The sequence below is a fragment of the Aliiglaciecola aliphaticivorans genome (assembly GCF_054782055.1).
The window spans coordinates 121,460-134,994 of record NZ_BAAGTF010000024.1 but is presented as its reverse complement, the minus strand read 5'-3'; the positions used below and the strand labels follow the sequence as shown (position 1 = coordinate 134,994).

Below are 13,535 nucleotides of genomic sequence, written 5' to 3'. Positions count from 1 at the left end.
TTAGCTCAACGGATATTGCTACATAAACGTTTTAAAGTCACAGCAGCAATGCTCCTAGCAGCGCAAAATGCGCTACTCAAGGAAACAATATGTGTATAAAAAATGTGGGGAGCCTACAGCCTAAAGGCCATGCTACAAATCTGTAGGCGGGAGCTTTAGCCCCGCGAGTTATAGCAAACAATTCCATGGCCTAAAGGCCGTGCTACAAATCTGTAGGCGGGTGCTTTAGCCCCGCGAGTTATTTGTAGGCGGGTACTTTAGCCCCGCGCGTTATGGCAAACATTTCCATGGCCTAAAGGCCATGCTACAAACTTGTAGGCGGGTGCTTTAGCCCCGCGAGTTATTTGTAGTCGGGTGCTTTAGCCCCGCGAGATACCTTTGATTATTCTCTGGATACCGCCAACGAATAACCGTGTTCTTTCAACAAGGCATGTTGCTTGGCTTTGTCCAAATCACTGCGAACCATTTCAGCACACATTTCTTCTACTGTGATCTCTGGTACCCAGCCTAGTTTTTCTTTAGCTTTGGTTGGGTCGCCCAATAAGGTTTCAACCTCTGCAGGACGGAAGTAACGAGGATCAACTTTAACAATCACATCACCAACACTTACGCCTGGGGCATCATCACCGCTAACAGCCGTTACGGTCGCTATTTCATCTACACCTTCGCCGCTAAACTCTAAGCTAATACCCGCTTCTGCAGCAGACATACGCACAAATTCGCGTACTGAAATTTGTTTACCGGTAGCGATAACGAAATCTTCAGGCTTATCTTGTTGCAACATCATCCATTGCATACGGACGTAATCTTTTGCATGACCCCAGTCACGTAATGCATCCATATTTCCAAGGAACAAGCACTTTTCAAGACCTTGGGCAATGTTAGCAACAGCACGGGTAATTTTACGGGTTACAAAGGTTTCGCCACGGCGCGGAGACTCATGGTTAAACAAAATACCGTTACAAGCATAAATACCATAAGATTCACGGTAGTTTACCGCAATCCAGTAAGCGTACATTTTTGCCACGGCATAAGGTGAACGTGGGTGAAATGGTGTGGTTTCTTTTTGTGGAATTTCTTGTACTTCACCGTAAAGCTCTGAAGTAGAAGCTTGGTAAAACTTGGTTTTCTTTTCAAGGCCTAAGAAACGAATGGCTTCTAACAAACGTAGTGTACCTAAGGCATCTACGTCAGCAGTATATTCTGGCGCTTCAAATGAAACCGCAACGTGAGACTGAGCCCCTAAGTTGTAGACTTCATCAGGCTCAACCTCACGCATGATACGAATTAAGTTAGACGAATCAGACAAGTCGCCGTAATGTAACTTGAAGTTAGCGTTCTCTACATGAACATCTTCATAAATATGGTCAACACGCTGAGTGTTAAACAGTGAAGCACGACGCTTAATACCGTGAACTTCATAGCCTTTTTCTAATAAGAACTCAGCCAGGTAAGAACCATCTTGACCTGTAACCCCAGTAATTAGTGCAACTTTTTTTGTCATTTTATTTCCTTTACAAAATCTGGATTTGATTCCGTTATTTTTTCCAACTTAATTAAAAAAGTATCAATGATAGTGTTTTTATCTAAATAGCTTAACGCAAATTGTCGCGCTACTTTATTGTGTTCTTTTGTATCTTTGGTAATAGAGTTCTCTATTGCTGTGACAAGTGTATCAATACTTTCAGGTTCAATACACTCATAGATACCAGGGTGTGACTTTTCTATGCGTCCCAACTCGGTATGTTCTTCTGCGGTGACAATTGCATGCCCACCAGCGGACAAAATATTGGTTAGTTTTGAAGGTAACACCGCATCGGCTGCACCTTTTTTCTGGATCACCAAATGAATATCGGCCATAGCCAGTAATTGAGGGACTAATTCCCAAGGTTGCAGCGGCTTAAAATGCACATTCGACAGATGCAGTTCATCGGCCATTGATTTGAGTTGATCAACAATGGCCCCTGCGCCAACAAATACAAACTTAATATGGATATTTTCTCGTAATGCATTGGCGGCTTCTAACACAATCTCCAAACCTTGCTTCGCGCCCATGTTGCCCGCATAAAGTACAATTTTGTCTTCGCTGCTAAATCCCCATTTTTGGCGCAATCCAGAACCATCAGTTTCTGGCGTCACAAAGGATGTATCCGACCAATTGGGAAAATGTATTAGCTTATCTTCAGGTACACCTTTGCTTTTAGCGTTATCCATCATGCTAAAAGAAATGGTGGAGACTGCATCAAACCCCGACATTAACCAACGTTCTATTTTTTTAGCAACACTAGCCGCTTTGCCATCGCCCATCAGCCCTAAACCAAAGATGGCATCCACTTCAAAATCTTGAATATGTAATACGGTTTTTGTACCTGTTAATTTGGCATACAAAAGAGTAAATGGTGCACAAAATAGCGTAGGTTGAACCAAAATAATCACATCGGGCTTTTTAAAAAGACGACTGAAAAGTGCTAAACCAGAAGTAAAAGCAAAAGTTGCCAAATGCAATAAGCGTTTAACGGTGGTTACTTTGTTCGGTACATATAAAGGACAACGAATGAGTTCTACGCCGTTTTGAATCTCAGACTTAAACCAAAATTTTCGATAACCCTGATGAATTTGCCACTCAGGATAGTAAGGCGGAGCAACAACAGCAGTTACACCCACTCCACGTTCCACAAAAGCTTCACACATCTCACCGTTGTATTTGCCGATCCCGGTTAATTCCGGGGCATAATTTAAACTTTTTAAAAGCAGCTTCAAGCTATATCCCTATTGATTATTGCTACCAAACTCATGCCTAAGATCGTAATTGATTAGGTTATTTAAAATGCTCTATGCAAATCTCTTACCAGTAAACGTGAATTTACCGGTATATTATTGCATTCATTTGAAACAGTGAAAAATAAAGCCCAATGCGTTCATTCGTTTTTATTTTTCGAAAAATTGACACCTCGACAGCCTATTCAGTGGTGTTTTTTTAACTAAAGGGAAAAGTAACGCGCAGGCTCACACATAAGGCAGGCTAGGCTTAACTCCTTAGTTTTCAATCAAACGATTGTCCCATTAACAAGCGTTTAAACCAAGTTTTGCACCAAAAATGATCATGATTAGGAGTTAATTGTTTAGTTACTTGCCTTTAATTTACTGTGCGGCTTTCATTTCTCTTTTTTTAATCGCCTTTGCTGGATATCCCAAACAAATCATTCCTTCAGGCATATCTTCAAAAACAGAACTTCGAGCCCCAATAAGGGCTCCCTTTCCAATAGTAACACCGGGCGCAACAAATACATCTGTGGCTATCCATGCTTCAGGTTTAATTACTATAGGTTTTGCATATATATCAAAAGTTTCTACTTGGAAATCATGTGAACCTGTGCACAAATAACACTTTTGAGAAACAACAGCATTCGCACCAATGTTAATTTCTCCTAGGGTATATAGCTCAACATGATCACCAACCCATGCATGGTCACCTATAGTCAATTTCCACGGATAGGTTATGTTTACAGTTGGTCTGATAATGACGCCTGTACCAATTTTAGCTCCAAACAACCTTAGCAACCAATTGCGCCATTTATAAGCAAACTGCGGAGACCAAGCAAATAGGCTCGATTGCACTATCCACCATAGTTGAACCCAAATTGCGTTTCGGCCTCGAAAGCCCGCAGGCACTTGAAAACGACTAAGCTTTTGAAAGGTCATTATTACTCTGCTCAACTATTAAATTTAAACAATTTTCTAAATCATCCACTGCCGCTTCCATCGAAAAGTTTTGCCTATAGCAATTTAGAGCATTTTGTTTCATTTCCAACTTACTGTCGGAATCTAAAGACCACCATGAATTAAGAGTACTTTTAACGCCTGAAACAGAATCCGCGCCAGCAAAACCGGCATTAGCTTCGACCACTTCAGTCCATATGTTCACTTTTTTAGTAATTAGTGTTGGAGTTCCTGTAGATAAGGCTTCAGACACAACGATGCCAAAATTCTCTTGATGCGAAGGTAAAACAAAGGCTTCGCAGGCATAAAAAGCACCCCATTTAACATCTGCATCTAACATACCCAACCAACTAATTCGTTTTTCGATATTCAGAGCTATTGCTCTGTCTTGTAACTGGGGCTTTAGGTTGTTGTGATCGGGGCCTGCTATTGCCAATTGCGCCTGAGGGTATTTATCGCTCAACTCACCCAAGGCTTCAATTAATAGATCTATCCCCTTTTTTTCATGAATACGGCTAAGAAACAAAATAAAAGGCTTATTATTTAGGTGAGGAAATGAATCAAAGAACACCTTTTTAGCCTTTTCTTCATCCACTAGTGGCACTGGGCTTCCGTAGGCCACGACTTTTTCATTTGGCGAGTAAGGAGAAAATGGCTCTCGGGCTAATCTTAATTCTTCCTTTGAAGTAAACAGAACTTGAGCCGCATTATTGATTGAATGTCTTTCAAATAGTTTCCAATAAAGCGTTTTTTTAAGACGCCCTAGAAGATTATTTTCAGTAAACCAAGGGTCTAACATCCCGTGGGTAAATAATACATACGGAACTTTCTGTAAAGTACAAGCGTAGGCTGTTGCATAACTGTGGTACTGCCAAACACCTTGGATGATGACCACATCGAAGTTAGTTACATTTTCTTTCAGCCACGATTTAAATAAAGCAGAATACTTAAATATGCCTAAAGAGCCTTTAAAGGTTATTAACGGAAATGGGAAATCTGCAATATGCTTTTCATTAGGGTTGTCAAGAGATAGAACTGTAACCTCATGACCTCTATCAACCAGTCCTTTTGAGCTATTTAGTAACCCATTGATAGGTCCACCATTAGTTTTGTCAACCGAGGGAATTACCCTAAGAATTTTCATTTTATACTTCCACCTTCTGTGAGCAGACTTGGTTATATTCCGCTATATACGCTGCAATCATCGCTTTCATAGAGAAATATTTGGCATTAACAATGGATTTTGTTTTTAAATCTTTTTCGGCATGTAATTGGCTATGAATAATTTCAGCGGCCTGTGTTAGAATTTCAGATTCTACATATATAGCTGCATCACCACCCACCTCCGTCATGGTGCCCTGCCTGTAGTAATAATTTTACAACTATATCTAAGCAATATTTGCCATAACCAAGAATGACACTTAAATGGCTTTGGCATCCCCACGATTTTAATTTTTGACGCTAAAGCGTTTGGTGACCACCTCCACTCAGAAGTAGAGTGTCTAATCGGTATTCCAGAGATATAACTCGACAACATTCCAGATTCAAATAAAGCCAAAGCGAACTGATGTGAATGCTGCAAATCTGGATGAGAGATTAGTACTAGCCCCTCCCTATCTTTTTTAACATTCAAACTATTACTTCCTTTCTTCTATTTCTTCTAATATTAAGAAACGGTTTTTCAATGAAGTAGTAAGAAATTACAGCAACAAAAAACACTGCCATGACATTCACTCCGACCCCGTTTAAAACTGTATTCAATTCTGTTAGAAACAGCTGTTGCCATAAATAAAGACTATAAGAAATCATCCCAATAAAAACCAAAGCTCGTGATTCTAGAATACGAACTGCAAACGTCCCCGGATTTAACTGTAACCAGATAATCACATATAAAACCATTAAACTTTCAATTGTAATACCAAGGACAGTTTCATACCCTCTTACGTTATGCGCCAACATTGGAGAAATTAAAAATAAAATTAAAATAGCGCATATTAGTAACGGTTTACTTTTAAAGGCAAAACCGTTTAGTATTTTACTTTTTTCAAAAAATAAAAATGCTCCAAGAGTCCCAATTAGAATAGGATCAATAGCGGTATGAAACATCATTCCCAATTGCCCACGACTTTCAGGAAACAAAAAATAACTGACGACCCGAACAATTGGCATCATGACTGTTATAAACAACAAGTAATATGGGAGCCTAGCTAACCCAAAAAGCAGAATAGTCAATGGGAGGAATAAATAATATTGTTCTTCTAGAGCAAGAGTCCAAAAATGGCCAAGAAACCAACCATCAGGACCTATATCATCCATCCAAACATGACCATAATTCCAACTAAAAGTTGCTGCAGACAATATTTGCTGTTTAGAAACATTAATCTGATCATAATATGCAAATAATGTAACAACCAAAATATAGGCAAAAAAGGCCGGAAAAATACGCAGTGAACGTCGCACAAAAAAAGCATTAAAATCAATAATACCAAAGAGTTTATTCTCTTTTAGCAAAAGAAAGGTAATAAGAAACCCACTAATAACAAAAAAAATACGCACACCGAGACCGCCATTTCCCAAGAAGTCACCTACAAGTCCAAACGAGTTTAAATGGAAACTTCCGATTGAATGAGAAAATATTACCATTGAGACAGCAATTGCACGCAACCCATCAATTCCTTTTAACCTTTCCATATTGATCTTCCACCTAGCAATAAATTAGACATATGATTATTTAAGATGCTTAACCCACGGTCCCAATGGATCATCTAGCGCAACAACCGTTACGATATGGTTTTTAAATAAAAGTTTTCGAGAGCTGTTTATCAAGCCGTTAATTGGGCCGCCTGCTACAGGATTTACTGAACTGATATCTCTAAGTATTTTCATTTCATATCCTCATTGTCTATCAAGCTGGCCTGCTTATATCCAGCTGTATAAGCTGCAATCATCGCTTTCATAGAGAAACATTTGGCATTATCAATGGATTTTGTTGTTAAATCTTTTTCAGCGTGTAATTGGTTAAGAATGGTTTCAGCGGCCTGAGCTGGAATTTCAGGATCTATATATATCGCTGCATCACCACCTACCTCCGTCATAGGGGCCCTACCTGTGGTAATAACTTTGCACCCACAGGCCTGCGCTTCAGCAATTGGCCAGCCAAAGCCTTCTTGGAGTGACGGGAAAATTAATGCTTCAGCGGTTGAGTAAAAAGCGCGAATCTCCTCATTGGTTAAATCACTGAATTCTATAACTTTATTTTTTATTCCTAATGCATTTACTTTATCTCTTAAATCATCAGGCCACGGCTTACCAGCTAAAACTAACTTATGATCTTTATAGTCAGGGTATTGAATCAATTGAGAATAAATTTCAGCGACACCTTTGCGGTTTTTGTACCATTGATTTCCGCCTAAATGGAAAAAGTAACTTGCCTTTAAATTAGGTAATCGTTTATGAATTAATTTCCAAGCTTCATCCTGTAGCATAGGTGAATATGGATAATTAAGCGCATTGTAGGCAATTGAAGTATGCTCTAACGGGATATTTAACGTTTTGACTAATTCATCCTGTGTGTTTTTAGACACGCAAACAACATAAGTACATGCCTTTAATCCGGAGACAATCCATTTCTGAAAAACTTTTCCTGTAAATCCAGTTTTATTCGTTTTTATCAATCCTAAACCACTTTGGATGGCCAATAGGTCATGACAAGTCACTAAAGAGGGTTTATTAATCCATTTGGCGTACATTGCGTTTGAGTGATCACAGATATGAACCACATCAGCCCATTTAGCGGCTTGTTTTATTTGCCAACGAAATAGAAAAAAACGGTCAATATACCCTATCCATTTATCTAATCCATTCACTGCCTGACCACCTTTACATAGTATTGCTTCAGGACGAATTACCCTAACCTCATGGCCCTCTGCAAGCAGACCTTCTTTGAGCATAACCGCAAAACGCTGCATACTTTGTTGATGGCTTAAAATATAATTGGCAACAATTAATACTTTCATCTTGTTAAACCCCGCCTTCTATTTTTTTCAGTCTGCCAACAAGCTAAAGCGACAAAACCTAATCCCAGCAAAAGTAAAGAAAAGCCGTGTACGGTAAGCTGACCAATAATTGAGCCTGTAGGTAATTGAATTGCTATTACTAGCCATATAGATAAAGGTAAAAATTCATTATATCTTTTAAATATATTCCAAGCACTTAACAGGCCAATGATTATCAATAGCCACTTAAACAGGACGAGCATCATACCAACAACCCCGCCTTCATTTAATACTCGGTCAACTTCGTTCTCACCTAGAAGGAAGCCATCATTCGTGGCGGGCATAAACCCACGTGAAGCATTCGCTCCTGCACCTATACCATAACCAAGGAGAGCAAACTGCTCCCAAGTTTCATCAGCCCCCATGTACATCCCTTTAATCCGCCCTCCTACATCTTCCGATGCAGCGGCGTTATCAAAACGCTGAGCATTTGCCTCATAAGACCTTTCTATAACAGGAAAAAGTAAGAAAAATAAAACAATCAGCCCTGCTAAGCCAAATAACATTTTGCTTGGGGATATTTTAGGAATTTTGTTAGCGAATATAAGTGCCAAAAGCCACATACCTATAAAGAAAAGGGTCGTCATAATTGCCCCCCGAGATCCACTGATTAAAACCCCAACAAAAAACAATCCAATAATGAGTAATCGCAATAATGAATTCAATTGGTCTTTTAAACCACCGGCCATTAACCATAAAACGGCAGGTGTCACAAACGCTAAATAAGTGGTAAAGCCAACGGTGAATGAAAAAGTTCCAGTGGTTCGAACAATATCTTTAACAACAGTAAAAATTAACTGGTCATCTCCCCCAGCCTGCCGATTAATAAAGGCACTAGGGGGCGACATAAATTGTGCAAGCGCCAAAGGCACCATAAACAATAAAGTTAAAGCAAAAATTTTAAACAGATATTCAATGTCTTGCCAATTGAGTGCCCTGGCACAGAGTAAAGCGAACCATAGATAAAGCACCCAAAATCGAAAGCCAATGCCGCCCACTATCAAGGGTTGCAAGCCACTTAGCATTTGGATGGTGGTCCAAACAACGATGAGAACCGTCCAAAAAAGCAATATAGATTCACCAATAGCACGAGCATCATAATAACGGTGAAGAAAGCCCCAAAAAACAGCAATAGCAACAATTAAGTCTCGCAACCCAAGTAATGGGATGGTTGCACTGCCCCAAACCCATTTACGAATGGCACCTTCAAATAACACGATTAAAAAGATAGAGATAAAAAACTTACCCACAGGATGGAGGGTTTTCCAAGTCACTGAGGTGTCAGTTGACATTGCAACCGTCCTCATTTTGCAACCGCCTTGACTATTTTCGACTCGTAATCAATCCACTGGTACGACTGTGCTGACATCATCGCTGATTTACCAATTTTCTCAACTTTTCCGGGGTTACTAATTAAGTCATTAAGTGCATCTTTTATTGCGCCTGAATCTCGAACCGGAATAAGTATTCCTGTGTTTTCATCTGCTATATCTGGCAGCGCTGTGTGATCTGTTGCTATCACCACCATACCTTGCGACATAGCTTCAGTAATCACCATACCAAAACCTTCAAATAGACTTGGAAAAACCAAGACATCATGATCACGCATTACTTCGAGAACTTGTGAGTGTGGCATTGTATTTAAATAGGATGCATAAGGTAATTTTTCTTGCATCGATTTTAAGGCTGAACCACTCCCGATAAATGAAAATTCAATTTCATTCTCTAAAGCAGCAATAGCTTCAACGAGATAAGAAAGACCTTTACGTTGGCTTATCCCCCCAACATAAAGCACTTTTAACTTGTCTGTTGCTTGAAACCAGCTACGACCAAGGGACTCATTTACATTTGGGCAACCATAAGGCACTACGGTAATCGGAGCTATCGGTTGTGGATAATCTTCAAGTGTTTTTTGAGTAAAGCTACTGGCCACAATAATGTGATCGGCTAGAGCAAGCTCTTCATCTTTACGAGCTAGCTTGGTCTTACTGTCTTGGGTTGCGCTCCAGGAGTTGGCCCACTCTGGCTGCAACGCAGACTCTTCTTGATTTAAACTATGGTGTGTTCGCCAATAACCGATAGGCAATTCATAAATACATTTAATATTGAGTTGTTTGGCGACTTTAAATGTTTCTAAAGCACCGTCTTCATAACAATAAACCGCCGATACTTCATTAGCATGCTTTTTAAGGTATTTAGATGCAAAGCGATCAGTTGCGCGGTAAACATTATCTACAGAAGAAAATCCGACTTCATGCTTGGTTAGAAAGTTTAATTTTAGCTTACTCGCAAGCAATCGTAGCGCCTCCCTAAAAGGCGAACCAGATATAATACGCGATTTTATTTCACTAAAATCACGTCGTTTTATTTCAGCCACAAGCTTTGATGGCAACCAATTCCATCGTTCAGAATTCAAATGCAATGCCGTTACAAAAACATGTAATGAATCTGCATCGACTAAACCACGTGCCACAGCTTTGGAATTTTGATTTCCCGTTGGATGAACTAATAATATTTTTTGTTTAAGCATTTATTCTAATTCGATTAATTTTATAAATTTATCTGCAATTACATTTGAAGAGTGTGCTTTCAAATGATCAGCAATACGGTCACGGTTGATATTTGACTTAAGAGCTACCCTCATACCATTTTTTAAGCTTTCAATATCATTCGGCTTAACCAATTGTCCGCAGCCGCCAACAGCATCAGACAGACCACCAATATCACTCGCTACAACTTTACAGCCGCAGGCATATCCTTCTAAAACAACTACCCCAAAAGGCTCTGTCCAGATAGATGGTGCTAATAAAACTTTGTGTCGCTTTATCTCATTATATAAATCTTCGCCATTTAATCGGCCAGTAAACACGACTCTGTTACAAAGCTTTAATTTTTTGCATAAACTTTTTAAATTCCCTTCCTCTGGGCCAGTACCGACGATCGTTAAAGTTTTATTCTCATCCAGTTTTTCAAGCGCTTCTAATGCCAAATGAGCACCTTTATCTTTAATCAAACGTCCCATAAATACGAAATCTTTATCTTTATTTAATGAGTCAATTTTTGCTACAGACAAATCAATCGGATTTGGGATTACCTTAGATTTATTTCCATAGTAATCAGCCATAAATTGACTAACTGCGACATTATGCGCAAACTTCAAAACAAATTTTTTCAGATAGCTGATTACTTTTTGTTTCAATGTGTTATTTGCCAGAATCATGTGGTGTACAACAATCCACTTTTTTCTATAAAACAACAGCGGTATAACAGCGCGAAGGGAAACGCTATTGTGGATAAACACATCGCAATTTTTCACTTCTCGAAACAATGCAACATTAGATTTATCTCTAATAATTTTGTAATCTCGTTCTAACTCGGCTGATTCTCCAAGAGCACATGGAGTGAAGACCGCAACGTGGTTACCTTTATCATATAGGGCTGTTGCAAGAGTATCAGTAACCTTTTCAAGGCCCCCCATAGAAGGATAGAAAAAAGGTGTATAAATTAATATTCTCATTTTTCTTGGTTAACCCATTTAGAACGAGAGTTAACTTCCAAGGTAATATTATTTTTTTCTAACCATTGCTTTAGGCTTTCAATACTAGATGAAACAATTTCAGCTTCACCGATAGCCATTCCGGCTAAATTTACTTTATTTCCTAGATAGTAATTGATAAAACCTTTCAGATATCGTTTGGAAAAACCTAATTTTTTATATACAGAAAAAAGTCTTAAGTAGGTTAGATATTTTTCAATTTTAATTTTAAATTCAGAAGGACTATAAGGTTTATCTTGACCTCTATCTTTTGCCTGGTCAAAATGACGATTACCGCCTGTTGAATCAGCAATATCCCACCCAACAGTAATAATCTTATTCACCCCCATATGTACTAGCGTGTAAAAAACACTTTCGTGCATAATGCCCGGCCCTATTGGCCTGATTATCCCAGTCTTATCAAGTGTATAGCAATCAAAGCATTGATTGGTTGCTAGGTAATACTTAGGTTTGTAATTAAATCCTTCCATAAGTTGAAACTCAATATCATACTTTCCGAAAATGGGAGCACCTTTAGAGTTTCTGGTCATTATTGAGAGCGTATTTGGTTGATATTTATATTTAATTAAATTTGCAGAATTTATAAGGTGAATATCGCAAGGTATATCTATTAAATTAAGAGTCTGTTTTATACATACTATTAAAGGGTTATTATGTTTTTCTTTTTCATAAACTTCTTGCCAATTGTCAGCGGATGGTCCAGCAGAAATCACTAATGCAGTCTTTCCTTTAAAAGTATCTCTAAGTGCATCAATGACAAATACATCTTCTGACAAATCTTTTTTTATTTTTTCAATTGTTTGTTGATGACTCATGCTAGGAAACCCTGTATTGAAGAACGGTCGTGTAAATCATTAATCTTACAAAAATTTTCCCAGTCGTCTACTTCAGTCCATTGATGTAGAAAAACAAAATCTAACTTCGCAAAGGATGCAGCTTGATAGTCATATTTACTGTCCCCTAAAAAGAGAGCTGGGTGAGCGATGTTTTGGGCTAATATTTCCCGCTCTAAAATCACCTCTTTGGTATCCGGACTACCAAAAATTCCACCATCAAAATATTGCTTTAAATTGCGAGCTGCAAAAATTTCTCTTAACTCATTCTGGTCGCCCCCCGAAACAATAAGCCACTTTGATTGGGTTTTAAGTTTAAACTCCGCCAAGCCTTCAGCGATATCACAGGTCATTAGTCCATCTTTTACTGCTTGAGCAAAACGATTCAATAAATCTTGATACAGTGTTTCATCAAAGTCTTGTTGTAAAATCTCGTCAATAAAGTATTTCACTTTGGCATAGCGTGAAATGCCGCCATTTTGTTTATGGTAATCCACCAAAGCCTGTGCGGACGAATCCCCAAAGTGTTTGGTAGCCTCATAAAAGGCTTGAGTTTTTACTTTATTGGAGTTTAAAACCACGCCATCGCAATCAAAAACGAGGGTTTTATATTGTGTTATATCCAGTTCAGACATTGTGTAATTCCTTGAGAGCCAATTCTACTTTGGCAACATCATCCGGTATATCTACAGCTAAACTACCAGGCCTAGTTTCAACCATTCGGATGCTTTGCCCCCACTCCAAATAACGAATGATCTCAATATCCTCTGAATGCTCAAGCTTACTCTTTCGACCAAAAGCGCCATAATCTAATAACTCTTGTCTGCTAAATGCGTAAATGCAGACTTGTTTGTAGTATTCTGCAGGCTTATTCTTATCATCTTTAAACCCTGGTAGAGCTTTTCGTGACATATACACCATGCGTTTATTTTCAGTGAAGATCACTTTGGGGATATTAATACTCTCAGGGTTTTCATTAACACCAATAACAGCGTAACCATTAATTACATCATTTGGGTTGGCTTTTTTCGCATCGATTACCTTTAGGATATCCTTAGGATCAACCAGAGGCTCATCACCCTGTACATTAATATAAATATCAGCTTCAACTTTTTGTGCAACTTCAGCCAGCCGATCCGTGCCAGTTAAACAGTTTTCAGACGTCATAACGACTTGATAGCCCATTTCCAAGACTGCTGACTCAATATGCTTGTCATCTGTTGCTATAAAAACATTTTTTATGCCGACTGTTTTTGCACTTAATTCCGCTACCCACTGGATCATGGGCTTATCCGCTAGCTTTACCAATGGCTTCCCAGGGAAGCGACTGGATTTATACCTTGCAGGAATAACGATAATTGTTTTCATGAC

The 13,535-nt window shown here is 38.8% G+C and carries 14 protein-coding genes; all 14 read right to left on the bottom strand.

The genetic code is table 11. The features are described 5' to 3' along the window. Nucleotides 1–382 precede the first annotated feature (382 nt). Nucleotides 383–1,504: a GDP-mannose 4,6-dehydratase gene (gmd, locus tag ACYVIL_RS13870; protein ID WP_460312870.1), complete on the bottom strand. Its 1,122-nt coding sequence runs from the start codon at nt 1,502–1,504 to the stop codon at nt 383–385. Then, complete coding sequence (locus ACYVIL_RS13865; protein ID WP_460312868.1) at nt 1,501–2,760, bottom strand: WcaI family glycosyltransferase; 1,260 nt, start codon at nt 2,758–2,760, stop codon at nt 1,501–1,503. The genes gmd and ACYVIL_RS13865 overlap by 4 nt, the downstream gene beginning before the upstream one ends. A gap of 381 nt (nt 2,761–3,141) precedes the next feature. Continuing rightward, nucleotides 3,142–3,702 carry a WcaF family extracellular polysaccharide biosynthesis acetyltransferase gene (locus tag ACYVIL_RS13860; protein WP_460312866.1) on the bottom strand — a complete coding sequence of 187 codons (561 nt, stop codon included), beginning with the start codon at nt 3,700–3,702 and terminating at the stop codon, nt 3,142–3,144. Further along, entirely contained in the window at nt 3,683–4,864 is a 1,182-nt protein-coding gene (locus ACYVIL_RS13855; RefSeq protein WP_460312864.1) for a glycosyltransferase, read from the bottom strand. Before ACYVIL_RS13855 ends, ACYVIL_RS13860 begins: the two co-directional genes overlap by 20 nt. Before the next feature lies 1 nt (nt 4,865). Next, the gene (locus ACYVIL_RS13850) at nt 4,866–5,072 is read right to left on the bottom strand and encodes a hypothetical protein (protein ID WP_460312862.1); all 207 of its coding nucleotides are present in this window, start codon (nt 5,070–5,072) and stop codon (nt 4,866–4,868) included. A gap of 277 nt (nt 5,073–5,349) precedes the next feature. Next, nucleotides 5,350–6,411, bottom strand: coding sequence for an acyltransferase family protein (locus ACYVIL_RS13845; protein WP_460312860.1), 1,062 nt, complete (start codon nt 6,409–6,411; stop codon nt 5,350–5,352). A 36-nt stretch (nt 6,412–6,447) separates the two neighbouring features. Further along, on the bottom strand, nt 6,448–6,606 hold the full coding sequence (locus ACYVIL_RS13840; RefSeq protein WP_460312858.1) for a hypothetical protein: 159 nt from the start codon (nt 6,604–6,606) through the stop codon (nt 6,448–6,450). Beyond that, nucleotides 6,603–7,736 carry a glycosyltransferase family 4 protein gene (locus ACYVIL_RS13835; protein ID WP_460312856.1) on the bottom strand — a complete coding sequence of 378 codons (1,134 nt, stop codon included), beginning with the start codon at nt 7,734–7,736 and terminating at the stop codon, nt 6,603–6,605. Before ACYVIL_RS13835 ends, ACYVIL_RS13840 begins: the two co-directional genes overlap by 4 nt. Then, nucleotides 7,733–9,067: an O-antigen ligase family protein gene (locus tag ACYVIL_RS13830; protein WP_460312854.1), complete on the bottom strand. Its 1,335-nt coding sequence runs from the start codon at nt 9,065–9,067 to the stop codon at nt 7,733–7,735. The genes ACYVIL_RS13835 and ACYVIL_RS13830 overlap by 4 nt, the downstream gene beginning before the upstream one ends. Before the next feature lie 11 nt (nt 9,068–9,078). Continuing rightward, complete coding sequence (locus tag ACYVIL_RS13825) at nt 9,079–10,305, bottom strand: glycosyltransferase family 4 protein (RefSeq protein WP_460312852.1); 1,227 nt, start codon at nt 10,303–10,305, stop codon at nt 9,079–9,081. Further along, nucleotides 10,306–11,292, bottom strand: coding sequence for a glycosyltransferase family 4 protein (locus ACYVIL_RS13820; protein WP_460312850.1), 987 nt, complete (start codon nt 11,290–11,292; stop codon nt 10,306–10,308). After that, nucleotides 11,289–12,146 (bottom strand): 6-hydroxymethylpterin diphosphokinase MptE-like protein, encoded by an 858-nt coding sequence (locus ACYVIL_RS13815; RefSeq protein ID WP_460312848.1) that lies wholly within the window; start codon nt 12,144–12,146, stop codon nt 11,289–11,291. Before ACYVIL_RS13815 ends, ACYVIL_RS13820 begins: the two co-directional genes overlap by 4 nt. Beyond that, entirely contained in the window at nt 12,143–12,799 is a 657-nt protein-coding gene (locus tag ACYVIL_RS13810; RefSeq protein ID WP_460312846.1) for an HAD family hydrolase, read from the bottom strand. The genes ACYVIL_RS13815 and ACYVIL_RS13810 overlap by 4 nt, the downstream gene beginning before the upstream one ends. Continuing rightward, nucleotides 12,792–13,532 (bottom strand): 3-deoxy-manno-octulosonate cytidylyltransferase, encoded by a 741-nt coding sequence (locus ACYVIL_RS13805; RefSeq protein ID WP_460312844.1) that lies wholly within the window; start codon nt 13,530–13,532, stop codon nt 12,792–12,794. Before ACYVIL_RS13805 ends, ACYVIL_RS13810 begins: the two co-directional genes overlap by 8 nt. Nucleotides 13,533–13,535: the final 3 nt, after the last annotated feature.